Origin of the sequence: Thalassobacterium sedimentorum (assembly GCF_031127905.1) — a bacterium.
GTDB classification, from domain to species: Bacteria; Verrucomicrobiota; Verrucomicrobiia; order Opitutales; family Coraliomargaritaceae; genus Thalassobacterium; species Thalassobacterium sedimentorum.
Window position 1 is genome coordinate 21,884 of the sequence record NZ_JARXIC010000013.1, and the last position, 24,103, is coordinate 45,986.

Below are 24,103 nucleotides of genomic sequence, written 5' to 3' on the forward strand. Positions count from 1 at the left end.
CATTCATGTCGAAGGTCCTGACTCCAATTCACAAGCTTGGGGGTGGACGCCGCCGCAATAACTGTATTCATTCAAAATTTGATATTGGACGTACTGCGTTCAATCTTCCCACTAAATATGATCGATCCATCCAGAACCGTCGCCCTTGTTGGGCGCCCTAATGTCGGGAAAAGCCGTCTCTTCAATCGGCTTTGCGGTAAACGCATGTCCATCGTGCATGATATGCCCGGAGTCACCCGCGACCTCATTTCCACAGAAGTGCGTGACGATTATGTCTTACTTGATACCGGTGGTATTGGTATGGAGATTGAGATGACCTCCAAGAAAATCTCAGTGGCTGCCGAAGAGCAGGTTGAATTTGCGATTCAGGCGGCCTCTGTAATTCTCTTTGTGGTCGATGTGCGTGAGGGCATCACCACCCTTGACGAAATCGTTGCTCAGAAACTTCGCCGCTATGGTAAGCACGTGTTACTGGTGACCAATAAGGTTGATTTGGAAGAGAACGAAGAAGCTGCGGACGAATTTATCAGCCTCGGTCTCGGCGAACCACTCCGTGTTTCTGCCGAGCATGGGCGCGGTATCGCAGAGCTAGAAACAGCGATCGACGAGAAATTGGGGCCGAAGCCAGAGGGGAGTGAGGCTGATCAGTCTCAGCGGATTCGTATTTCCTTGTTGGGGCGTCCCAATGTCGGCAAGTCCTCCATCGGTAATCGTTTGTTGAATTCGACCCGTCTCATCGTCAGCGATGTACCTGGTACCACCCGCGATTCGGTGGAGCTGGATTTGGATTATAAGCATAAGGATGGAGAGCTGCTTAAATTTCGTCTCGCAGATACGGCAGGTCTGCGCATGAAACGTAAGGTCGATAGTCCAGTGGAGTATTTCTCCAGTGTTCGTACGCAAGCGGCAATGGAACGTTCCGATGTGGTCTTTTTGGTTATCGACGCCGTGGACGGTGTGACCAAGCAGGATCAGGCCTTGGCTGGCGAAATCCTTGATGCCGGTCGTGCACTGATCATCGTAGTCAATAAGTGGGACCTCATTATTGATCGCTGGACACACGACCCGATCGAAGGCTTTAAAAATCTCAAGCATTTCTTGAAAAGTTATGAAGAGTCCTTGCGTAAGGAGATGTTCTTTTTGCCCAATCCTCCAGTTCTTTTCGTGTCTGCGCGCACTGGATTTGAGATTGAGTCCATGCTGAATGTCGCTGCAGCGATGCAGGCCACTCTTGATATGAAGTTGCCGACAGGCAAACTTAACAATGTCATTCAAAACCTCTTTGAGGCACGCGCGCCGAAAATTATCGGCACTAAGCGTTTCAAGGTCTTCTACGCTGTTCAGACTGGATCCCGGCCCTTACGTATTCGCTTTTTCTGTAACCGCATCGAACGCCTCGACCCTGGTTATCGTCGTTATCTCGAGAAGGCCATTATCCACGAGTTTCGTCTTAATGGCTGTCCTGTACGATTTGATCTGGTCGGTAAAGAACGCCGCTATGAGGAAGGTGAAGGCATCGTGGCTCCGCGTCATAGTGATACTGTGCAGAACAAGGCACGTATTAAGAAAATGGGTCCTGATGCCGCTAAGATTGACACCAAACACCCCGAGCGCCGCAAGCGTATCACACAAGTCAAAGCGGCTCATAATGCCCATAATAGTAAGCGTGGCAAGAAGCGCTAGCGCCGAGGCTTGCTATTCTCTTTACTGACTCTCAGTACCAAGTTATTTATTAGTTGGTCTGAAGGAGACCTATCCGACGCTGGGAAATAAAGAGCAACCCGGCGATCCCCATGATGGCCGCAGTCGCAGATGGCTCGGGGATCGCGCTCAGGCGACCGGTTTCACTGTCGTACTGTGCCGTGCCGAATCCCGAGAAGTTCACCTTGCCCAGCGCTGCGGTGTCCCAACCTGACCCGTCGGAGAAGAAAATGTCCACTTCTTCTGACCAGCCTTCGATAGTTAGGGTGCCGACAATTGTTGCAAGGGAGTCGAAGTTCAAGGTGGCGGCCAGCCCACCGAAATCGATTGTACCGCCGGAGGCTGCAACACTTAGCTCTCCCATTGATTCGTCAAATCCGTTGATCACATAACTGCCACCGGATAAATGCAATGAGGCGGTGTCTGCGATTTGATTGTTGGCGGCCATTTGCAGGTGACCGTCTGTCATAATTGTGATGGAGCCGCCGCCGATTGCGTTTACTTCGTCGTCTTTGGCTAATTCAAGTGTGCCGAGCACTTCGATCGGAGTCTGGCTGGTGTTGGCGTCGCTTCCAGCAAAGCGGACGATGCCGTCGCCGATAATCTGTACTTTTGTTCCGCTGCCAGATGCATTCGTATCGGTGATAGTACCAGTTAAACTCAATGTATTATCCGCGGCTGCATCGAAGCGGTAGTTATTATTGACCCCCGATCCCCCATCGTTGAGTTGAATGGCGCCACTGTGGGTCGAAATACCAGTTCCAGAAAAATCAGCACCAAAACTTAGCGTTTTTCCGTCATCGCCGTCACCTCGGAAACGCAGTGTGGTTGCTGTCGCCATACCGGCTTGAGATAGGTAGATTTCGCTGCCGTCACCTTTCAGTTGCAATGTGATGCCACCAGATGCTGGATTGCGATGCAGATTCAAGCGTCCACTGTCTGCGATGTAATTATTAACCCCATTGAATGATGTTGTGTCGTAGTTGACTGTGCTAGCTTGCATTACTTGTAAATTAGTAAAGGTCGTGTAATTAGCGAATTTTCCTGTCAAATTAACAATGCCGCTTCCGGTAATATCAAAGTTGCCGCCGCTAGTGGTATTGTAAATAGTTCCGCTTAGTGTCAGGGAACTGCCGCTACTTACGTTAATTGTATTTGCGCCGGCGAGGCTCATATTCGTATTGATGATCTGATGATTGCCTGAAGTATTTGAAATACTGTCGCCACTGCTGAGTGTCAGTGCTTCGCCTGACAAGGTATAAGCGCCTGCGCCTGCATTAAAGTTTAATGCTCCGATGGAGATGGCTGTGTCCAATGTAATCGAACTATTCGCCGAAGCAGTATCGAAGTTAGCAATGTCGGTCGTAGCGCCTCCGGGAGCAGCAGTATTGGGATTCCAGTTAGAGGCAAGGTCCCATTGTCCGTCGGTGGTGCCAGTCCATTCGTAGTTTACTTGAGCTGATAGGGACAGCGCGCAGCTGGAGATGAGTATGAGGGCAGGGGGAAGTAAACGATGGTTTTTCATTGTATATTTTTCCGTGAGGTTTGGGGAAGTGCGGTTCCTCGAGATTGTTGAAACTGCACAGTTGAGGTTCAGAATAGATGTGTGGTAAATAAATCTTGCAATCAAGCTACTAGCTTCGCTCACTGGTGCGAGAGCTGTTTGTTTTTACTCTCAAGCAGGATCTATAATTGCTAAAGTTTTATGTCCGGCCCCTCTCCAACATTACGTCAGGTTGCCGAAGCAGCTGGAGTGCATCACACTACTTTGTCGCGTGCGCTGCGTCATCACCCTGAGATTGCGGCTGCGAAGGCAGAGTATCTGCGGGAGTTCGCTCGGAAAATGGGCTATGTGCCAGATCCTATGTTGCGCGCTCTCGCTGCTTATCGCGGAGGGCGCCGTCCGATGGCGTTTCATTCGGTGATTGCCTGGTTAAATCCGAGCAGTGAAGCCGCCTCGTGGCAGTGTCATCGTACGTATCGCGAGTATTTTGCCTGTGCTTCAGATCGAGCGCAGAAGCTCGGTTTTAAATTGGAAGAGATCACGGTCGCTCCATCCGGCGATGCCCTCGCTCGTGTTACTTCTATGCTTAGGGCCCGCAGTATTCATGCGGCAATAGTTGTGCCGGCTCCTGTTTCGCAGACGAGTCTCGAGGACATTGATTGGGAGCATTTGTCAGCCGTACGTATTGGGCATTCTCTAAGTAAACCACGTTTGCACGCGATTACTTCGAACCATCATGGGGGCATGCTCAAGGTGATGGCGGAGTTGCGGGCCCGGGGCTATCGACGTCCAGGGCTATGTATTTCCAAGCGTATGGATATCCGTGTGAATTATCACTGGTCCGCTGCTTTTTTTAGAGAGCAGAATGAGTTGCCTACAGATACGCGTGTTCCTCCACTGTTATTCGATGCGTTTACACACGAATCATTTTGTACATGGATAGATCGTTATGCGCCAGATGCTATCATCGCTGTGGGGGATGATTTGATTCCGGATTCAATTCGTAAGAGTGGTTTGCGTGTGCCAGAGGATATCGGGCTGGTCGCTCTGGTTCAGCCTGAACATGCGGACGTCATTACTGGAATTGTGGGTAATCGAAATGCTGTAGGCGCGGTGGCAGTGGATGTGGTAGTCGCTATGATTAACCGTCAAGAGCGTGGTATTCCCGAGTTTCCGCATACGCTACTGATTGATGACACTTGGATTGACTGCGGGACTTTGCGCCCACGGGCGGTTGAAACTGTAGATTAATTTATGCCTATCCAAGTGGCTATGTGACTGTGTTTTATGTGGCTATCAATTAATTTCGCACCAGTGTGCGAGGATGGTGACTAGACCTATAAAGAAGTGCATGTAAGTTAAAGTTACTTGACTACTTCGCTGAGACTCCAGCGAGCATTTGCCTCATATCTTTAGCTATAATGAATTCTATCATTCGTCTATCATCTTACACTGCGCAGGTGTTGTGTACATTCTTGATCGTCTGGGCATTTCCAATGGAAGTGATTGCCGCGACTTCTCTAATTACAGTGGATGCACCCGAACGTGTGGCGGCAGGAGAAACGGTTCGTATCGAAGTGGCGCCAACAGATGATGTATTTAGCGACGTCTTAGTTTCATTAGGTGATCAGCAGCGTTTGTTTCCAAGATTTATTGTGGCTGAACAAGATGCATCTACGAATGATATGAGCGCAGCTATACTATCGATTGAACTTCCCGAGGATCGTTCAGAGACCCTGTATTTATGGGTGCAAATGCGCGGTGCAGGATTGGAGACTCGTTGCCAAGGAGATGTCGCGCAGATCGATTGGATTCCTGCGGGCCGCGGCGCAGCCGGAGGTTTGGGAGGCGGCGGCGTGGGGGGCACAGGCGCAAAGGGTACTTTCACTGGGATTGATTCCGGCACTACTGGATATCCGCATACCGGCGGCGGCGGTGGCGGGGGGGGGATGGATGTTGGCGCACCTTATAAGCGTCACGCTGGTTACGCAGGTGGATCCGGTCTTGTGATTGTACGATATCCACAGAACGACGCCCGTTCGCTAGCAAAGGGTGGAAGGGTTCAGCATCTTGATGGATATACCATACACACGTTTTACGAAGACGACGTTTTCGAGACGAATGGCAAGCTTGAGGTTGAGGTGCTAGTCGTTGGCGGTGGCGGTGGTGGCGGAGCAGGATCCGGCGGCGGCGGTGGCGGCGGTGGTGTGCTTCAAACCGAGCTGGCAGTTCATTCTACATCCACTCCAGTTGTGGTCGGCGCGGGAGGAGGCCCCGGTGAAAATGGTGAGCCCTCGCATTTTGGATCTATTCAGGCACTGGGAGGTGGCGCTGGTGGATCGCGTAATCACCCAGGTGCCAGTGGTGGCTCTGGCGGTGGCGGAGCGGGAGGACATGTTGAGGATTCGGATTTTTCCGGTGGTCAGGGCACTGCTGGGCAGGGATATGCGGGCGGAACTGGTCGTTATCATCCGACCCACGCAGAAGCGGGCGGCGGCGGCGGTGGTGCCGGCGCTGTTGGGCTTGATGGTGATACGCGCATGGGCTCCTTTGGGGGCGATGGTATCCGCTCGGCAATATCTGGCACCGTGACTTATTACGGCGGTGGCGGTGGTGGTGGGCGTCGCGTGCGCGTTGATCAAGATTGGAAGTGGGTGCTGGCCAGTGAGATTCCAGCGGATGCAGCAGTCGCTCAAGTGGACTGCCTAGTTCCCGCACACATCTCTGGTGAGTTGAAGCAAGCAGTCATCAGTACGGATCCCGATTTTAAACCGAATGCAGATACTGATCCTTATCTGATTTGGAATACGAATCGATCCAGTGTAGGTGTGCATCCACTACGAATCACCGCGCAAGATCCTGTGACGGGAGTCTCGCAAGACCTCTGGATTGAAGTTGAGGTTTATGATCCTGATGCAGCGGCGAAGGACGATGGCGTTCAGGCAGGCGAAGTGCATTATGTCGACTTGAGCGCGTCTGCCAATGTGCCAATGCTGCCAGATGATCCGGCCTTGCATATTGTGGATGCCGAACTGCGTGCACAGTCGAGCCTCGATATCTTAGACTTCCGCTTTCCGTTACAATCAGAGGGCGCTGCTTTTATGGCTATCGCGCAGGGCGAGACTCAGACGGAAGAGGAGGATGATGCTGAAGTGCCACAAGGAGAGGATCTATTGCGGGTGATTCCTTCTATGCTGCCATCTGAACTTTCTGTCCCTGTAAATATAAGTGGCGAGTATATCGGCTTTCTACATGGAGTTCGTGGCTCGGCTAAGTTACTGGACGAACTCTTTGCCTACGAAATCGAGTATGAAGATGGTGAAAAGATTTTGATTCCTGTCCGTGAGGGCGAACGGGTAGCTGGACATCTAATGGATTATTTTATTAAAGATGGTGTTCTGGTGTATTCTTCGCTGATCGATGGAGCTTCGGTCAATGTATTCTTCACTCAATGGAAGAACCCGCGTCCGGATAAAACAATTGTTCAGATCAACATGTCCGCCTCTTCTCGAATGATCGCGTTTCTGTTGGGGCTGGCTTTGTATGAACAAGATATCAGTGAGGGAATTTCAGAGGCATCTGGTGGAAAGGCATATGTGACCGCTAACTTTGCGGTGCATCCGCGGGAGTTTAAAGGCGGCTTATTCTCCATGAATGCCCCAGAGTTTGGTTCTAGTGAAGAATATTTCAAATTGTTGGCAGATATGAAATTTCCCAACATCCGAATGTGGAACTCGATGAAACCCACGCGAGAGGATTATCTGAGGGGCTTTGATGTGGAACGAGACTTAAAAGATGAGGAATTACGACGTAATCGACCGGACTTCATTCGTGTCCTTGAAAATTTTGAGGAAAAATATGCGGGGCATAAAGAACAGTCAGTAACCCCCATTTTTTATACGCTGATTCGTAAGCCATATCTATGGAAAGATGATGGTTCGCTTTCAGGGGAGAGCACCACCGACCATCCTGAGATTTTTGATGCCGTGGTGGATTGGTATATGGATTTGCTGCGTCATGTGTATGAACATCATGGTTTGCCGATTACTCATGTCGCTTTGTATAATGAAATCGGCATCGGTCGCACTCAAGCGGTACGTATGAAACAGTATCAATTTTACAACGCACTCGCTCGTCGAGTTAAAGCAGCATATCCGGAGTTGCTGGTCGGTGGCATGTCTGAGTGCTGGCCCTGTCACAATGTGATCGGAGAATTTCTGGAAGAGTGTGGAGAAGTCACGGAATTTATTTCATGGCAAATGTATCCAACGGGCGACGCCGCCACTCCATTTGCAGAACTAATGGATCGCACCGATCGCTATGCGATGTTTACGCGTCGTATTCAGGATGTGAATAGAGCCGTGATGCCAGACCGAATACTGCCACAGGTCATCTCGGAATACAGTATGAATTATAGCGCTTGGCGGCCTAGTGACCTGCGCTTGCGAGATGGGCATGCTGCGGTTTGGACTTGGTCGGTGTTGCGTAATTTACTTTATGATGGTGAGGCTGAAATGGCTCACTCTTGGCATTTTACAGGGCGCACATACGGTAGCGTGCAGTACGATTCAGTAGGTGTGGAACGTATCCGGCCATCCGGCGAACTCTTCCGTTTGATTAACAATCGCTTGCCGCAAGGAACGCGGCTAAGTGCTGTGAATTCAGATTTACCTAATCAGGTTGAAGGTTTTGCGGCGGTCACACCGGAAGAATATGTATTCGCGTTGACCAACCGAAGCGACCGTGAGATCCCCGTAGAGGTCGAGCTACTAAACTTTGATCCGATCGGAGATCCCAGCCCCTTTTTTCGAGGCATGGAGATTTGGACGATTCAAGCAGAAGAGACCACATTCACCACGCACTTGCAACCAATGCCTGGGCAAACGCACACTGTCGTGATGCCTCCTTTCTCAATACGCTTTGTGTTTTTCGATAAATAGAATCGGCTGAGCAGGTGGGGCTGCGGGGCTGTGCTTTAGATTGTTGGCAGACCAGTAGTGACGAACCTACAAGTATTCTGTGTGAACTTAGTCTCATGTGGTCAGGCGTGCCCGCCGAGCGCGCCGTTGGCCAACTGAGGTCAACGTCAAGAGGGGGCACGTAGTGAGGCACGAACGAAGTTAACCACTCTCGTCTGGATATACGCTCGGTCAGTCCCAATGCGCTCGATCTGTCCTGCCTCCTCAGTATTCATTTCTTGGATTAATTTTGATAGGTTAATGATGGTTAGAATGTCGATTCCTTCAATTATCTTCTCTGGGATTTTTAAACCGCGGAGTTCGCCGAGGGCGCTGAGTCGTTGGGGAGATTCTTTCCTCTGTGCTCTCTGCGGTTAAAACCGCGTATGATTGGCTTCTTTTCTTCTGTATATCAGCCTTAATAATTCCAACTGTTGTAAATCGGGATTACTGCGCTTGCTTTGGTGGTTGTTTGCTGTCTCGCAAGATTAGCATTTCAACTGGACCAGCTTCTTTGGCATCACGACTGCGTGCATTACGCATAATCACGATTGTACGTAGATTCGCCTGAGTTGGTAGCGGCCGTGTTGAAAATAACTGCCACTCGTTGGCGACCTCTGCGGTCGCGGCTCGTAGCATTACGTAACGAGCGCCTGCTGGAGCGAGGTGGGCATACGTATCTCGCGTAGACATCATCACGGGTTCATCGCCTAGATCAAGAGCGACTGGATAGCTCGATAGATTATGAAAGCGAATGGTGCCGAGCGGCGTGTAGTCAAATGAGTGGTTGAACCAGACAGCTTTTAAGCTGTTGTCTTCCAGGCGACGAATGAGAAGAATCGCTTCTTCCATGCCCTCAGGGACCTCTGTTTGGAGCTGGGGGACTCGTTGAGCACCTGCTTCGGTTTCAATTATGCGATAGAACTCCAGCACTGCGGAACCTTTGTAGTTATAGGTGCGTGACAGTAGATTTTCCCGGGCAATCACGGAAATTGTTTCGCCCTGATTGGTGTAGTTTAGGTCTTCAATACTTTCGCTCCAACTAAGTAGGCGGAATTCAATCGCTTTGAGCTCTGGAATGGCTGCGAAAAAAGACAAAAAAAGAGCAATAGTTAGAGGGCGAAGGGATTTGATGATAGATTTAAACTTCATTTTCGGTAAGCCAGCGGATGGAGAGAATGCGAAAATTGCGACCGAACCGCTCGTTGTTGGATCCGGAGGTCGGTAAAGCTGATGCATCTAGGCTTTGATCTATATAGTCGGAGGTACGTTGAACGATCGCCTCACACCATGCTCGACCTTCAACGTTGCCAGTGGTGGGATTCGTGGCATCTCCATAGGTGCGGATCAGAAAAGTATCGGAGCGCGCAGTTAGCACTGGTCCTAGCGCGGACAGCATGTCAGCTTGTGTCAGATAGCTTGGAGCAAAGGCGAAGCGGGACGCTGCTGGCAGTTCTGCATTCTCGCCACCTTGTAGCTGTGGGAGGAAGTAGTTATCCTCTCCCCACATATAGCTACTGACACCAGCTAGATTGCCGGTTGGAAAGTCTGAGAGTGCGTTGATGCCCGTGGTGCCGGTGGCAGGATTGGAACTTTGCTGATCGATCGCAGCTTGAAGTGGACCTTTGAAGCCGTGTTCGCCGTCCACTAGGCGACGGTTGACGAAGTCAGCTAGAGATAGAAAAGGTCCACGTTCTCGAATTTCTTCGACCATTCTTTGAGCCAGATCTTCGATTTGCTCTTCCGTGAGTTGGCGATAGCTAGCATCCCAAGTGGTTTCTGTGTCATACTGAGGTAGTGCATAACGGGAAAAAGGGGAGTCCAATAGGGAGTTACTAACTTGGCGTTCAACTGGATCGTAGGCGAGTCCGTTGAGGCTGGCGAAGAGCGCACGCCATGCGTTTTCCGAAGTAGAGTTAATGTTGAAGCCACCTCGAATCGTTAATTTTTCTGCGGCTGTGTTGTATGCGCCTGTACCAATGAGATCTGTGAGTGTTGTGTTTTGTTCGATAGCAAGTCTACTGTTGGGAGCTTGATAGCCTGCATCGAGTTCTGCTTGAGTCAGATTGGACGGCAGGGTAGAGAAGAAATATCTGTCCCAAAGTTGCTCGTTGAGCAAGTATGCGATGTCGTAAGTGCGGTCGATCCCCGCACCATAATTCATTTGTGTATCGCTGGTCGCATCGAGTGCGATGCGTATCGGTGCCAACGAATTGCCGACGGGGTAGGTCGGGTAGCCGCTAATGAGCGATAAATTTGCATGTTGTAATTGAGCGATGGAAAACAAGGGAACTCCCGATGGTTGAAACTCGGCAAGTACCGTGTCCTGAGCCTTACCTGATGGCGAGTTGATCAATTCGCCAGTGGATGCTCGCCAATAGGAGCTATTGGCATTAGGAGCGACTGGTGTTGTCAAAGTTGCCGGAGAATCATTTGCGTAGTAGGCTGGGTTTTCTGAGTCACGACCAAAACGCTTGGATTCGGGGGCACGGAAATTACTTTGACTCACCCAGGCCATTCGGGCATTGCTCGCTCCTCCGCGCATCGCGATTTCAAGAAAAATATTGTAATGGGTTCCCGAGGCTTCTTGGCCTGCGGCGACTAAGGTGTCTTGACTACCGCTAGTCGCACTGTAACCGACGGCATCCACTATATGAAGCGCGTCGTCACCGAAGGTGAAACCTTCAGCGTTATCCGGGACAGAGGGTTTTAGGCGGAGGGCGGCATTGAGTCGACCACTGTTGCCGAGAAAGTTCCAAGTCACGGTGGCTGGTTGCAAATCCCCTCCGTCTTCTGTGAAATGAATACTGGCCCCACTGCCTACTGCCGGGGTCATCGCGACAGAGTTGATACCGGGAGTGCTGTCAGCCGTCATGATGTTTTCGCCATGTGTATATTCATTATTGTGTTCGGTGTCGCTTAGGCTGAAGAGGAGACTCGCGCCAGGGGGAATTTCGGGTGCTTCAAGAGTGAAGCTAAATGCGCGGGAGGGGGCTGAGGAATTGTCGAGTACTGCTTTATTGAGATACAGAGTTGTTTTAGTGTTACCATCGACTTCAAAATTGATGGCGCGGTTAGTTGGGTTGGAGACCCCCATACCACATTCATAGGTGGCGGCTGCAATGGGTACATTGTACGGATTCCAGATGACTACTTCCGGAAAGAGCCTAACTTGTAAGCTCATATCTTGTCCCGAACACGACAGGTTAAAGCCCAGATTCGCGTAAGTAATGACTGGATACAGCCCATGTTCGGTTTCCGATTGATTTCGGGCTGCGAGTGCAATGCTGCCGTTTTCTCGAATGCTATTGTAGGAACGGATCAAGCCCCAGCGCGGCAGCCCCTCTTCGTCGTTGCCGATTGGTGAGATTATGAAGTCCTCGTCGTCAGGGCCGACTGAATTGGGTGCGCTATTTAGCCATGCGGATAAATCTTTCTTTAGTCCGCCTTGTGCAGTATCAACTAGTAAGCTCTCGGAACTAACAGTGACATCGTGGAAGCGACTACGTAGTGTATTTGTTAATACTGTATTAACGTCAGTTGTAGCTAAAGGGAGTTGAGCAGGGCTGACTACATTGTTTAGTTCAGAGTTATTCGCTGGGTAGTGGCTTCCTAAGAGAGTATTCTCGGCGTCTTCGATCAGTTCTCCTCCGCTACGCTGAGCGGCTAGAAAACTATAGATACGTTCATTATCAGGTCGGATTTCTGCTGGGTCGACTAGCGCGAGATGTGCTTTGGCACCTTCATCGCCGGTCCACCAGGCATAGTGTCCAGAAGCTGTTCCATTTCTATTGAGCACCGACTGCTTTGGAAGTTTGATCTGTTTGTCAGTGTTATCTACACTGCCATCGCCGACTAACCAAACGCTGGAGGAGGTGACTCCGGTAGGCTCAGCGATTGTAGTGGAAGGGGTGAGGTCTATTCCGTTCTCGTTACCGCTCACCAACCAAGTCAGCAAGGCCGGGCTGCGGATGTTGGAGCCTGGGGCTTGGCGCCATACGCCGGTCCAATGTGAATGGTTGTCTGAATTGGGATTAGACGCTTCATTGATGTCTGAAGGTGCAGTGATTCTTTGATCGGGACCTACATGTTGTTGTAGCTGCCCGACTGCCATCTTTAATGCCAACAGTGCATTGCTCCGAGCTTCGAGCTGCTTTTGAGAGCTTGAGGCTCTTTGAGTTTCAACACTCACCAATGCACTTAGACCGACAATCAGAAGAATGATGAAAGACATCAGTAGCAGCGAGGTCACCAGCGCGAATCCGGTGTTTGCTATGGGTTTTTGATGGCATGGACGTGAATATGTGGTGTGTGAGGGCATTGAGGCATTTATTAGGGATTATATTTAGCTGCTTGCCAGAAAAAGCGCACACTGTCGACTGGTAGATCGAAGGTATGGGAGAATGGAGCTATGGGTCCACTCTGATGTAATCCATCTGCATCAATTGTGGCCGAATACCAAGTTGAAGGGGTATCAGAATTTGCTTTGAGCGTGATCATTTGTTCGATACCGCTACGGTTGACGAGTGCGAAGCTTTGAGTGCCATCGGGGCGGTTCACCGCGAAGGGGACGACTGCGTCAGGATTATTTGACTGCGCTGCTACCTGATCACCTTGAAAGTATTCATTCAGATAATGGTAAACGTGTGCGCCTGGCCGAAGATTGCCTTCACGGTCGGCTTTACCGTAGGTCGGCTCTGTATCATTCCAAGCATTGGCTGCAGTTATGCCTGATACGCGAGACAAATGAATTAGCAGCAGTGCATCAAAGACCGCTCCTTTATGATTCCTCATACGAGGTTCTGGGATACGCCAATTGTAGCAAATGTTGTATTCATTCAGATGCACACCGAAGGTGCGATCGCCCATCACCTGCTGGAGTTGATCAGCAAGGTCTCTGGACTGTTCTGCGATGATGGCAGCTTTATCATAAATCACTTGATCGCTTTCACTATTATTGCCGGATGCATAGGCATGAAATGAGAAGAAATCGAGATTATCTTTCGCATGCTCCGCGAACTCAATTAGTGGGGCGATCGGAAGTGGACTGCATGCCGCTGGCCCACCAATTTTAATACTTGGGTCGACTCGACGCATTGCATTGGCGGCGCGATTGTATAGGTCGGCTAGGGCTTGTGGGTCTGGGGCATTGTTAGCCTTGGGAGCTCGCCAATAGGCAAAATCACGCTCATTGGTAACTTCCCAATATTCAACATCTTGCTTTAGCTCAATATTGACGTATCGAACGAGATCTGCGCAAAAGTCTGCAAAATCATCGATACGATGTTTGTCTAAGCGTCCATCTTCATCTGCATCGAAGCTATCTGGCCAGCGATAGATGTTGATCATGAGTTTACAGTTTTCAGGTAGTTGAGCAGTCATGATCGATTCTTTAACCTTCTGGTAATTCCATCCATCCTTCGTGTCATTGACCCAAATTTTGTTTTGGCCAGAACTGTGTAGGCGCAGTAATCTGGGTTGCAGATATTCAATCAAGGCAGGCCATTCGGGACCGTCGATACGATCTTTAATGACCATTGCCGAAGTATTGATTGAATAAAGATCCTCATGTATTGGACCCCACGATGTTTGCCAGTCAATGGATATTTCGGATTCAGCTGCTAGGTTTCTATCATTGGAATCTGAAGAAGTTAATTGGACAGTTGCATTGGCTGCATCCGGGGCATCGAACTGACGACGTGATGTGTTGTTACTCGAGCTGGGTTCCCAATTCAAATCAGCAGTGACAACCACAGCGTCGATACCGCCTTTGCGGGGAGTGCTGGGTGGGCGTGATGAATATGATACGATTGCCGAGTTCATCACGTTGGAATGTGCCGACCTTGCGCCAGGAGAAACTATTAGGATGTTTGTTCCAGTTCCAATCATCTTGTATCCACTTATTATGGATCATTGTTTTCATCTGCAAAGCAGCTTGACGATAGTGTACCCAGACGTTGAATTCCTCGCCTTCTTCTGGAATGTTGGCCGTTGCGAATGGTTTGTAGTCGAGGGCAGGGCTTGCGTAATATCCACTGATGGCAGTCGGGTCTTTAATCAGGTCAGCTTTGACGTTTTGGGCGACATCGACTCCTGTTAAGACTGTCATGCGAGACGAGGATTCGGGTAGCTGAGCCGCAATAAGTGCCTGCTGGGATATAGCTAGAATACACGTGAGCAACGATAAGGTTTTCATTGATACTAGTTTCATAGAAAGATGATAAGACGGCGGATTGTTCTTAATGTATAAATACGATTACATTGACGTAGTTTTTTGGAGACAGAGGAAACTCCTGACGGATGATTAGCACTCTTGAAGAGGAAATGCTTCTCAGAGTGGAGGTTCGATTTCTACCAAGCTTGAATACCGATTTGGTAGGGTATTAGATAACACACGTGTGCCGTCATGATTGAATACCGGGTGGTGGCAAATGCGTTGTGGATTGCGGCCTGCTGGCTCAACATCACCGATGAACTTAGGCAATGCAATACGCTCGATAATCTCTCCCGTCTGCTTCGAAATGAAAACCACGTTCCCGCCTGAAGGCGTGCACTCATCCGTGACAATTAAGTCGGAGTTTCGGGGGCTCGTTGACGGATGCCCACCGCTCTGATGGTCACTAATTTTGCGATAGCCAGTGCCGTCATATAAAACCTCTGCCAAACATAGCTTGTTTGGGTCATCGGGGGAGGGGCCATAGCCGATTAAGTGCTTGTTGTCGGCCTGCCACCCCCAGTGCACACCTCGGCGCTCAAAACTTAAATCCACTGCGAGTTGCAAATCCTCAAGGTCTCGGTTGGCCGTAAAGATTGAGGTGATTTTAGGCTCGTTCCTCTCCGACACCACACAATGGTTACCAAAGAAAAATAATAAGCGATCTCCAGCTCGATTCCAACGCACGCAATAGGTCATCAGTGTTAAGCCCTCATGCGATCCCAGACGTTCCTTGATCGCTTCGTCTGCTTGTAAGATGCGTTCGCGTTGTGGATGCTGATCTAAGATTTGCTGCGTGCTGAGTTTGAGTTTGTTGTGTTCTGGATGTTCAAAGGAGAGCTGAGAAATGCCATGTTTCGTTCTATTTTGAAAGGGGATTGGGGCACGTTCCGGCTGATATCGATTGCTGCCATAACCGGCGGCATATAGCATACCATGACTACAGGATAAGGCAGGTTCACCCAGCGGAGGCATTCCTTCGATATCACCATCAATTACGACGTGTTTGCCTGTTTGGAGGTGTATACGTGTACTTTGTGGCTTTTGTTGAGAGCCACTCTGAAAGTAAATTTGTTGGCCGTCCCGAGACCAGCTCTGCCAAAGTCCAGTGTGCCAAAAACTGGGGGATGTCGGGATGTTTCCAAAGCGATTTAAAATTGCTCCATTTGAATCGAGTACAAACACTTCTGCTTTATCTTTGTCTAAATCAGCTCCCGCAATTAATAGGCGTCCAGATCCATCGGGTGCATAAGGGCATAGTGTGTAATAACTATGTAGGCACCATCTGTTGGGAATGCCTAATTCCTGAATTTTTTTGTTTTCGATCGTTTGCATTATGTGTTGCATAATTTAGTCTACAATGCGTCTACACGTAGACCTTTGCGCCTTCACGGGGACGCCGTGTTACTATGGCTTCCTGTCGCATGCCTCCTTGCAGAAGTGTGCGATTGAACCGGGTTGATGATTCTACCAGCAGGCGTTTGGCCGACCGATGATTTTATGAGCTTATCTCTTTGCTCTACGACGAAGCAACATGCTTGAAAGGCACAGGCTACCCGCGAACAAGGCGAAACTGGATGGCTCGGGAATCAGTGAAAGCGTTGCGTTGTTTTCAACAAATATATAGAGGTCGGCAGCGCCATTCTCATTGTTGCCGAGAATCGCACTGGTACCGTCGCCATCAGTTGCATTTGGAATTTTGAGAATGAAGCCGACTCTATCTGTAGTCGCACTTTTGACTATGTTTGTCACATCAAAAGTCACGATCGTGCCATCGCCCGCGGTGCTCATATCAATTGTACCCAATAGGCTGTTATTTTGGTAGTCACTGGATGATGTGCCCGAGTCTGGGGTGTCTAATGATAGAAAATCCAAGCTTGGGAAAACTGTATTGGCATCGCCTAGTAGGCTATCGACTTCGACTTGAAAGATAATAGAAGTGGCATCACTGATTTCTGTAGAGAAACTGGTAATGTCGAATCGCCATGCAGTTGAAAAAACAGTTTTGTTGTTACTACTGTCACCAACATACATTGGCGGATCGAAGGTAAGAAAATTGCCTGATCCATTCTCATTGTCGTCGGTGATTCGGGCATCTGATAGCAGTGGTATTACTGTGTTTGCGCTCAAGGCTGATAAGCTGCTGAGCATCGCAAAACCGAGTAAACCGGCATGAGCTAGTGAGAATTTTAGGGGGGAATACGAGGTGTGTAATTTCATAGCAGATCGCAGATTTAGATTGGGGTTGTGGGTCTTTGACACTCATGATAAGTGCAATAGTTAATACTTCATAAACTTATACGCTTGAGTCGAACGGTATTGTATGTTCAACGTAACATATAATGTGTTCAGGCAAACAGAACCGGAAAGCTACGACCCCCAGTATTACCGATGTCGCTCGCCATGCCGGCGTGTCCCATATGACGGTTTCTCGTTTCTTAAATAAATCGGGATACGTTAAAGCGGCGACAGCGGCACGGGTTGAAGCATCAATCCAAGCCTTGGGCTACCGTCGAAATCCAATGGTGCAGGCATTAATGAGTCAGGTGCGGCGTAAAAATGTGAACCTGGACTCTAACATAGTGTGGATCGAAGAAGAACTGGTTGGGCAAGCACATAACGCGATCGCACAATTTCGTGATCAAGCTCGTCGTCGAGCGGATGAACTTGGGTTTGGTTTTGACACGTTATATTATGTGCCAGGTGAATTCAGTTCGAGTCGAATTGATACGATTTTGAACGCGCGTGGTACCCATGGGGTGATCATTGCGCCAAAGAGTCATCCTAGTGAAGATACTAATTTCCCATGGAATCGTTACGCCGCGGCAACTATCGGCCGTTCTTTACTGGCACCAACGATTAGCTATGTAATGATGCATTTTCAACATGCCATGAGTCGTGCCTTGTCTGAAATCAAAGCACGCGGCTATCAACGGATCGGTTTTTTGGTATGGGAAGATTCAGATTCACGCAGCGAACACATACCACTTATGGTATTCTTGCGGCATAATTATCAGGTATCTGCGCAGAATCGAATTGATCCTTTATGGATGGATGGAATGACACGCGAAAAATTCCAACAATGGTATCATCAGAATAAGCCGGATGTGATTGTTAGCAGTTGGATGTTTGGTTGGAATTGGGTTCAGCAATTGAACGTCCAAATTCCAGAGGATCTAGGCTTTGTTTCTTTGAGCCTTCGGGGGGATTCTACAGGAGTGAGTGGAATGAATGTGCCGATTCGAGCGATTGGATTGGGTGCTGTGGATATTGTAGTTGCGCAAATACAAAGAAATGAAATTGGTTTACCTAAAGTCCCCAAGTGTCTGTTGGTCGAGGGAAGTTGGAGCGAGGGGAAGACTTTGCGAACTTGAACTTATTCGTTCTATTTCGCAAAGTTGTTTGGGGTATATCGAGTGTTTCTCAACTGACATCATTCCGAGATTTAATCACTTTGGCGGGAACTCCCACCGCGATTGACATCGCGGGGATATCTTTTGTCACAACTGACCCGCTGCCGATGACGGATCCATGGGCGATGGTGGTGCCAGCGGTGATGTTGACGCGGCCTCCGATCCATACGTCGTCTTCGATGGTGATGGGGCCCAGCGTGAGGCCTTGATGATGAATTGGCTTTTTCGGATCCGAGAAATTGTGATTGGCGGCGATCATCATGCCATGAGATGCGATGCGTACGTAGTTGCCGATTGTAATCTGTCCGATTGGGTTTTCACGTGTCCCTGTACCTGTCAAAATGGTATAGGGCTGCACAGAGCAGTGATCACCGAAGCGAACATTACCTTGAATGATGGCACCGTCAGCGACGATACAGTCTTCGCCAAAGTAAATAGCACCGTCGCGTGGATTGATTTTAGCGCCTGGGTGAATGCGACAACTCTTCGGCACATGGACATTCTTATAGCGCCGTGCGAGGCGTCGTCCGCACCAGAACACAAAGCGTTGTCGCCAATTGGTGGGCGGGGCGGGATTACTCATGCCCCCATCCAGTAGGTTCCAGATGCTCATGATTCGCTCATTACCTTTGCACGCTCTGGATTGAGTGCAGTTTCAGGAGATTGACCTGCAGTGAAACGTTCCAATTCGTCAGCAAGATACTTCCAACGTTCTTCAAATTCGCGTGGGGCATTGGCACGGTGCGGCGTGATCAAGTAGCGGTCGTTTTCGCGGAGTGGGCTGTCGGCTTCCAAGGGTTCGTTTTCGAAAACATCAAGAGCCAGATAGATGTTCTTGCGTTCAGCGACTTCGATCATCTCTGCTTGATGGACCATCTTACCACGTGCGATATTGATGAAGAGCGCTTCGTCGGCCATTGCTTCGAAATGTTGAGCACGTATCATGTGGTGGGTTGCTGGGTTATAGCCACCGGCCAATACGATGACTTCACATTCTTTAAAAACGGCTTCCAGTGATTCTGCCTTCTGATAGCCAGCAGCTTGCAAGCTCGTTTCACTTGCGTGCTGGGAGTAGACTTGGATGTCTTTGGTGAAGGCTTGGAACAGTTCCGCAATACCTTTTCCAATCCAGCCGAATCCGATCACACCGACCTTGCGATTGTGCAGAATACGAGTGCGACCAAAGTTTGCCCGCGGCCAAGCTTCACCGCTACGCATGTAGTGGTGGTAGTTGGAGATCTGGGTCAAGGCGCTCAGCGCTAAGCCCAAAGTATACTCCGCCATCGGACGAATACGTGTCGGGCCAGTATGAATCACACAGATCCCTTTCTCCAAAGCATACAGTTCGTCAATATTCTGTCGGACACCGCCATAAGTGCTGCCGATTAGCTTCAATTGTGGCAGGCCGTCGATGACGGCTTGGGTCACCAGCATTTGAGCGGTGTAGGGAACGATGATGATTTCCGCACCTGCAGCGGCCGCCAGTAATTTTTCTGGAGTATCGGCTTCAGGGGTTTCGATGATCTCGCCTAATGAGCTCATGCGTTGGCGGGCTTCTGAGTCTGCGATGCTGCAGGCAAATAGAATTTTCATAATTGGTTTAGAGAACAGAGTAACTTTGTTTTTGTGATCAAATGAATCGTCGATTATCGCCCCATCCAGCCGCCGTCGACTAAAAGGGTGGTGCCGTGGACATAGTTGGACGCATCCGATGCAAGAAAGACGACTGGCCCTTTGAAGTCTTCGGGGGTCCCCCAACGACCCGCGGGAATGCGTTCGAGTATTTGGCGGCTGCGAGTTTCATCATTGCGTAGGGCTTCAGTGTTATCGGTGGCGATATAACCGGGCGCGATCGCGTTGACGTTGACACCCTTGCTAGCCCACTCATTTGCCAGGGCTTTGGTGAGCTGACCGATCGCCCCCTTGCTGGCTGCGTATCCGGGAACGGTGATGCCGCCTTGGAAGGTCAGCAGGGAGGCGGTAAAGATGATTTTACCCTGGCCTCGAGCTACCATTTCTTTGCCGATTTCACGGCTCAAAATGAATTGTGCACTCTGGTTGATTTCAATCACTTGATCCCAATATTCGTCAGAGTGTTCTACTGCGGGTTGGCGGAGAATGGTGCCTGCGTTGTTAATGAGGATATCGATCTTTGGATGATCTTCTTTGACTTGTGCGGTGAAGGACTTGAGCGCGGTCCGGTCGCCAAAGTCACAAGTGTAGGCACTGAAGCTACGACCGAGGGCAGTGACGCGCTTTTCGACATTGCTACCGGATTGTTCCAAACTGGCACTAACGCCGATGATATTGGCGCCCGCTTCGGCAAGTGCTTCCGCCATGGCGAGTCCGATACCGCGTTTACAGCCCGTGACCAGGGCGGTTTTTCCTTTGAGATCAAATGTGTTTGAAGTCGTCATATAAATTGAGTGTTGAAATGCTTATGCTTGGCAATCGATGAGCACCTTCATGGCGTTGGGCGAACTGTCCAGGTTTTCGAAGGCGGCTTGAATATTATCGAGTGGTTCGACGCGGGTAATCATTTTATCCAGTGGCAATGACTTTTCTGAGATCAACTGTAGTGCTTGCTCGTAGTCTTGTGGCTCATATACGCGGGCCCCACAGAGCTTAAGTTCCTTCCAGAAAAACTGAAATAAGTTCAATTCAACTGGCTGCGGGTAGATGGCGACGAGCACGATTCGCCCGCGAATGGCCAAGACATCTGTCATTCCAGCAGCGGCCGCTTTGGCTCCGGAAACTTCAAAAACGATGTCCGCGCCTGCGCCGTCGCTGCGTTCGCGACAAAGCTTAGCTAGGTCGGTGTCAATCGGGCTGACCGCTTCAAAGCCCAACTCACGGGCGAAGGCGAGCCGGTTCTCGTTTACTTCCGATAGAATCACCCGTGCACCTGTCGCGCGAGCGACTATCGCGACGAGCATACCAATCGGGCCGCCTCCCATGACAACTGCCAATTCACCCGCCTGCACTTCACCCAAGCGCACATCATGGCAGGCGACTGCCAGTGGTTCGCTCAATGCTGCTAATTGCAGGTCGACACCATGTGGTGCTTTGTGAACCGCGAAGGCTGGCACAGTCCATGAGTTTTGAAAAGCTCCTGGAGAATCGATCCCGATAAATTTTAAGTCGCGACAGATGTGACTATGCCCACGATCTGCGGCAGTTTCTGCTCTATTGTCGAGTGGACGCACCACCACGGGGTCACCAATCGCAAAGCCTTGCACATTAGAGCCGAGTTCGGCGACGGTACCCGACATCTCATGCCCGATTACTTGTGGCGGCTGCACGCGTGCGTCCATTGCACCGTGGTAAATATGCGTATCGGTTCCGCAAATACCTACGTAGGCGACGCTTAGGCGGATTTCATCCGGGCCTGGTGCGATTGGATCGACCGATTGAATGCTAAATTTTTGCTTACCTTCGTAGAGGGCTGCTTTCATAATATTAAGTGAGTGATTATTTGCGGCGGAGTTGCCAGGTTCCTTGTTCTTGAGAAATGCGATAGCTGATATTGGAGACGGTTTCACTGAGCGTGAAGCCGTCAGTATCCACATCGCCGGAGAGTTTCCAATTGACCTTTGCGCCCTCGCTTTCGAGCGCAGTGCTTGTGTCGTCGCAGTGTAAATGCCATCTGGTAATTGGGCCGTAACTGTCCAAGCAGATAGCGTGGGTGACTGTGCGGGAGAGCTGGGGCTCACGCTCACTCCAGGTGATCAATTGACCGCTGTTGGCTTTGCCTTCACTGTTCTGATTGGGAAGGGGGTGGTAGGCGTCATGCACATAAGAGGCGGTAGGGCCTTGCATTTCATGACCGCCTAAATGGAAGAGCTTCATGCCAGCATTGGCGCGGCGTGCAACCAAGCGATCCGGTTGAACCAGTTTGAGGTCGAGTGCGTTATCACGATTGTTGAGCAGCCAATTCCAGTGAGTGCGAACGGGACGACTGGCTTCGATGTGATCGACAATAAAGAGTGCATGCGTTCCGCATTGAAACCAAAATCGAGTAAACTCCTGTATCGGGTCGCCGTAAAGAGCCGAGACTTCGGACGCGACCACACTCACTTCTCCTTTGCGGGCGACCAGCAATTGCTTTCCACCGCGAGTGACGAGTGGGCCTGCTTGTTTCGTTTTCGGGTCATACTGGCGGCGCAAGTATTTGGACTGGAGCATACTTTTGCCCGCTTCACTGAAGGTGCAGGTGTTATGCGTATTGGTGGATGTTTCGATGCCGTGCACCAGCCCTCGGTAGCAGCTGTGCCCAGGGTCGACCAGCATGCGTTCGTTATTATGTACCAGAATGAAACTATTTAAATCGCCGTGCAGGTGACCTGGCGCGTGGAGTCCTTGATCGGCTCCATGGATGGCTAGCACAGTGCGTCCGCCGCGCGAGGGCCAATCATCACGCACCAGCACATCGCCACAGCTGAAAGCATCGGTTAGTGGCAACTCGGCGGCTTCAGGGCTGATCGCAGCGCACGCTTGTGCAAACAGTGGCAGCGTGAGAAAGCCGAAGTCGTTGATGAAACCGAAGCTGGCTTGATCGTGTGGGCCTTGCTCGAAACTTGGGAGATAGAGTGTATCAAAGAGCCAGCGAGCGAGTCCTGCTTCGATGGGGTGACTTTTCTGGGCGCGGACTGCGACGTGTAGTAGAAAGTCGCCAGAGGCGCGATACATGGCCGCACTGTCGTTGAAGTTTGCACTCCGAGGGCGGGGGTGGATGCCCCAACCTTGTAGAGGTTTTTTGTAGAAGAGCGAAGCTACATCCCATCGCGGCTTTTTAACATATGGATCGAGTGCTAGGTCGGCATCTAGGCTCGGGCTGTGACGCACGATCGCCTCTCGCGTCAGCATTAGACAGTAGCTCGTGTAGTTTCCATATTGCAGCGATTCCCCGTAGCTGCCGTCTTTTTGAAAGACATCGACATCACGCTGAAAGGCAGCGATAGCTTCGCTGAGTGCTACACTATCATCGAGGACAGCCGCAGCGGTGGCGATGCCTGCATTCATGACGCAGCGCCAGTTATTTAGATATGTGGTCTTATCAATCCAACGTTGGCAAAGAGCGATGCCTTTATCGCGGAGTGCGCTCCGGATTTCGTCCAACTCGACTGGCTCAAACAAGTCGGCAGCCAAGTCCAAGACGATGGCCACGCTCCATGTGAGGTGCGCGGTCTCTAAGTGTCCGAGTGGAGGCTCTGCAGTATGATCGCGAAAGGGCGGGCCGACCCAATCTGAGACAGGGCGACGCACGATTTCCATAGTGCAATTGCGCAGCCAGCAAGCCAAGGGCTCCGACGGCTTGAGCGCGTACACCATGGCCGCATCTGTCAAGTATTCGGATGCACAGTGCCACCAGTGCACCGTTGTTTGGGCATCGATCAATCCAGGCGCACTTGCGCGTTTCTCAACGCGACTGCTTAGTGCCCAGTAGATCGATGAGAGCGGATCTTCGTATTGCAACGCGCGAAATGCCGCGCGTTCGCTGTCGCTAAGAAATAGGGGCATGGTGAGTGGCGGAGGACCGAGGTGAGTGTTATTTCTTCATGAAAGTGAAGGACTCGAAGCTGACTTCGTGCATGGCCACGTGGCTAGGTAGCGAGAAGACAAATTCGATGATCTCCGCGACATCTGAAGGCTGCATGAATTTTTCACGAGGCACCGGGCGGTCGCCCCAGAAACCATCAGTGTCGACCGGGCCTGGCTTAAAGTTGGTGACACGCACATTCTTGGACATTGCTTGCAGGCCCAGTCCTTGTCCCAGCATGGCTGCGGCTGCCTTGGCTGCGCAGTAAACCGGTGCATTGGGATTCGCGCGTGTTGCCGCTTGCGAGCTGACAAAGCTGAGTATCGGATTGCGCTCGGGCTGAGTGATCGGCAAGTAGTACTTTGCGGAAAGGAAGAGTCCCTTTACATTAACATCTACGATCTGGTCGTAGTCGCTTAGGTCCATTTCAGTCACTGGAGCGGCAATCGACATGCCTGGTAAATACAACAGAATGTCCGCGTGACCAAACGTGTCGCTGACCGACTTATAGAAGCTCGCCACCGAGACTTCGTCGATTACGTCGATTGTCTGGGCACTTACGGTGCCGGCACCTGCGTCGCGTGCGCTATCGGCTAAGCTGTTGAGCGCGGATTGATTGCGGCCCCCTAATGCCAAGTTGGCACCATGTTTGGCTAGCTTAGATACTACGGCCTGGCCGATACCACCAGTTGCGCCGATGAGAACGATTGTTCTGTCTTTAAGTGTATTCATAAAATTATTACAGTATTGTTTAGTTTGTTTTAGGGAGTGCTG

The 24,103-nt window shown here is 50.4% G+C and carries 17 protein-coding genes; 4 read left to right on the forward strand and 13 right to left on the reverse strand.

What is annotated here, in order from left to right:
* Positions 1-117 precede the first annotated feature (117 nt).
* The gene (der, locus tag QEH59_RS09400; protein ID WP_308985112.1) at positions 118-1,683 is read left to right on the forward strand and encodes a ribosome biogenesis GTPase Der; all 1,566 of its coding nucleotides are present in this window, start codon (positions 118-120) and stop codon (positions 1,681-1,683) included.
* 49 nt (positions 1,684-1,732) lie between these two features.
* On the opposite strand, the gene QEH59_RS09405 is transcribed toward der, so the two are convergent.
* A complete protein-coding gene (locus QEH59_RS09405) occupies positions 1,733-3,226 on the reverse strand; it encodes an autotransporter outer membrane beta-barrel domain-containing protein (protein WP_308985113.1) in 1,494 nt (497 codons plus the stop codon).
* A gap of 180 nt (positions 3,227-3,406) precedes the next feature.
* On the opposite strand from QEH59_RS09405, the gene QEH59_RS09410 reads away from it, so the two are divergent.
* A complete protein-coding gene (locus QEH59_RS09410; protein WP_308985114.1) occupies positions 3,407-4,456 on the forward strand; it encodes a LacI family DNA-binding transcriptional regulator in 1,050 nt (349 codons plus the stop codon).
* Between the two features lie 170 nt (positions 4,457-4,626).
* Positions 4,627-8,145, forward strand: coding sequence for a glycine-rich domain-containing protein (locus QEH59_RS09415; protein ID WP_308985115.1), 3,519 nt, complete (start codon positions 4,627-4,629; stop codon positions 8,143-8,145).
* 465 nt (positions 8,146-8,610) lie between these two features.
* On the opposite strand, the gene QEH59_RS09420 is transcribed toward QEH59_RS09415, so the two are convergent.
* The 6 genes from QEH59_RS09420 to QEH59_RS09445 all read right to left on the reverse strand — a co-directional run bounded on the left by QEH59_RS09420 (position 8,611) and on the right by QEH59_RS09445 (position 16,597).
* A complete protein-coding gene (locus QEH59_RS09420) occupies positions 8,611-9,261 on the reverse strand; it encodes a hypothetical protein (protein WP_308985116.1) in 651 nt (216 codons plus the stop codon).
* A gap of 43 nt (positions 9,262-9,304) precedes the next feature.
* A complete protein-coding gene (locus QEH59_RS09425; protein ID WP_308985117.1) occupies positions 9,305-12,484 on the reverse strand; it encodes a helix-hairpin-helix domain-containing protein in 3,180 nt (1,059 codons plus the stop codon).
* Between the two features lie 11 nt (positions 12,485-12,495).
* Complete coding sequence (locus tag QEH59_RS09430; protein ID WP_308985118.1) at positions 12,496-13,986, reverse strand: GH39 family glycosyl hydrolase; 1,491 nt, start codon at positions 13,984-13,986, stop codon at positions 12,496-12,498.
* Positions 13,901-14,359, reverse strand: coding sequence for a hypothetical protein (locus QEH59_RS09435; protein ID WP_308985119.1), 459 nt, complete (start codon positions 14,357-14,359; stop codon positions 13,901-13,903). The genes QEH59_RS09430 and QEH59_RS09435 overlap by 86 nt, the downstream gene beginning before the upstream one ends.
* A gap of 135 nt (positions 14,360-14,494) precedes the next feature.
* A complete protein-coding gene (locus QEH59_RS09440) occupies positions 14,495-15,724 on the reverse strand; it encodes a TolB-like translocation protein (protein WP_308985120.1) in 1,230 nt (409 codons plus the stop codon).
* A 159-nt stretch (positions 15,725-15,883) separates the two neighbouring features.
* Positions 15,884-16,597: a PEP-CTERM sorting domain-containing protein gene (locus tag QEH59_RS09445; RefSeq protein WP_308985121.1), complete on the reverse strand. Its 714-nt coding sequence runs from the start codon at positions 16,595-16,597 to the stop codon at positions 15,884-15,886.
* A 122-nt stretch (positions 16,598-16,719) separates the two neighbouring features.
* Here QEH59_RS09445 and QEH59_RS09450 point away from each other — a divergent pair, with 122 nt between their 5' ends.
* Positions 16,720-17,751, forward strand: coding sequence for a LacI family DNA-binding transcriptional regulator (locus tag QEH59_RS09450; protein WP_308985122.1), 1,032 nt, complete (start codon positions 16,720-16,722; stop codon positions 17,749-17,751).
* A gap of 49 nt (positions 17,752-17,800) precedes the next feature.
* Here the strand turns inward: QEH59_RS09450 and QEH59_RS09455 are convergent, their stop codons facing one another.
* Genes QEH59_RS09455 through QEH59_RS09480 form a run of 6 tightly spaced genes read right to left on the reverse strand, consistent with a single transcriptional unit; the run spans position 17,801 to position 24,061 of the window.
* Positions 17,801-18,403: an acyltransferase gene (locus QEH59_RS09455; protein ID WP_308985123.1), complete on the reverse strand. Its 603-nt coding sequence runs from the start codon at positions 18,401-18,403 to the stop codon at positions 17,801-17,803.
* Complete coding sequence (locus QEH59_RS09460; RefSeq protein WP_308985124.1) at positions 18,400-19,383, reverse strand: NAD(P)-dependent oxidoreductase; 984 nt, start codon at positions 19,381-19,383, stop codon at positions 18,400-18,402. Before QEH59_RS09460 ends, QEH59_RS09455 begins: the two co-directional genes overlap by 4 nt.
* Before the next feature lie 53 nt (positions 19,384-19,436).
* The gene (locus QEH59_RS09465) at positions 19,437-20,207 is read right to left on the reverse strand and encodes an SDR family oxidoreductase (protein WP_308985125.1); all 771 of its coding nucleotides are present in this window, start codon (positions 20,205-20,207) and stop codon (positions 19,437-19,439) included.
* A 21-nt stretch (positions 20,208-20,228) separates the two neighbouring features.
* Positions 20,229-21,245, reverse strand: a complete 1,017-nt coding sequence (locus QEH59_RS09470) for a zinc-dependent alcohol dehydrogenase (protein WP_308985126.1) — start codon at positions 21,243-21,245, stop codon at positions 20,229-20,231.
* A gap of 16 nt (positions 21,246-21,261) precedes the next feature.
* Positions 21,262-23,310, reverse strand: coding sequence for a heparinase II/III domain-containing protein (locus QEH59_RS09475; RefSeq protein ID WP_308985127.1), 2,049 nt, complete (start codon positions 23,308-23,310; stop codon positions 21,262-21,264).
* A 28-nt stretch (positions 23,311-23,338) separates the two neighbouring features.
* Positions 23,339-24,061, reverse strand: a complete 723-nt coding sequence (locus tag QEH59_RS09480; protein ID WP_308985128.1) for an SDR family oxidoreductase — start codon at positions 24,059-24,061, stop codon at positions 23,339-23,341.
* Between the last annotated feature and the right edge of the window lie 42 nt (positions 24,062-24,103).

What these genes read in the sequence shown, in the direction of transcription:
- QEH59_RS09425 (WP_308985117.1), bottom strand. Translation starts at nt 12,484, where the DNA reads ATGCCCTCACACACCACATATTCACGTCCATGCCATCAAAAACCCATA.
- QEH59_RS09480 (WP_308985128.1), bottom strand. Translation starts at nt 24,061, where the DNA reads ATGAATACACTTAAAGACAGAACAATCGTTCTCATCGGCGCAACTGGT.
- QEH59_RS09430 (WP_308985118.1), bottom strand. Translation starts at nt 13,986, where the DNA reads ATGAACTCGGCAATCGTATCATATTCATCACGCCCACCCAGCACTCCC.
- QEH59_RS09405 (WP_308985113.1), bottom strand. Translation starts at nt 3,226, where the DNA reads ATGAAAAACCATCGTTTACTTCCCCCTGCCCTCATACTCATCTCCAGC.
- QEH59_RS09410 (WP_308985114.1), top strand. Translation starts at nt 3,407, where the DNA reads ATGTCCGGCCCCTCTCCAACATTACGTCAGGTTGCCGAAGCAGCTGGA.
- QEH59_RS09440 (WP_308985120.1), bottom strand. Translation starts at nt 15,724, where the DNA reads ATGCAACACATAATGCAAACGATCGAAAACAAAAAAATTCAGGAATTA.
- QEH59_RS09445 (WP_308985121.1), bottom strand. Translation starts at nt 16,597, where the DNA reads ATGAAATTACACACCTCGTATTCCCCCCTAAAATTCTCACTAGCTCAT.
- QEH59_RS09415 (WP_308985115.1), top strand. Translation starts at nt 4,627, where the DNA reads ATGAATTCTATCATTCGTCTATCATCTTACACTGCGCAGGTGTTGTGT.
- QEH59_RS09435 (WP_308985119.1), bottom strand. Translation starts at nt 14,359, where the DNA reads ATGAAAACCTTATCGTTGCTCACGTGTATTCTAGCTATATCCCAGCAG.
- QEH59_RS09470 (WP_308985126.1), bottom strand. Translation starts at nt 21,245, where the DNA reads ATGAAAGCAGCCCTCTACGAAGGTAAGCAAAAATTTAGCATTCAATCG.
- QEH59_RS09450 (WP_308985122.1), top strand. Translation starts at nt 16,720, where the DNA reads ATGTGTTCAGGCAAACAGAACCGGAAAGCTACGACCCCCAGTATTACC.
- der (WP_308985112.1), top strand. Translation starts at nt 118, where the DNA reads ATGATCGATCCATCCAGAACCGTCGCCCTTGTTGGGCGCCCTAATGTC.
- QEH59_RS09460 (WP_308985124.1), bottom strand. Translation starts at nt 19,383, where the DNA reads ATGAAAATTCTATTTGCCTGCAGCATCGCAGACTCAGAAGCCCGCCAA.
- QEH59_RS09475 (WP_308985127.1), bottom strand. Translation starts at nt 23,310, where the DNA reads ATGCCCCTATTTCTTAGCGACAGCGAACGCGCGGCATTTCGCGCGTTG.
- QEH59_RS09455 (WP_308985123.1), bottom strand. Translation starts at nt 18,403, where the DNA reads ATGAGCATCTGGAACCTACTGGATGGGGGCATGAGTAATCCCGCCCCG.
- QEH59_RS09465 (WP_308985125.1), bottom strand. Translation starts at nt 20,207, where the DNA reads ATGACGACTTCAAACACATTTGATCTCAAAGGAAAAACCGCCCTGGTC.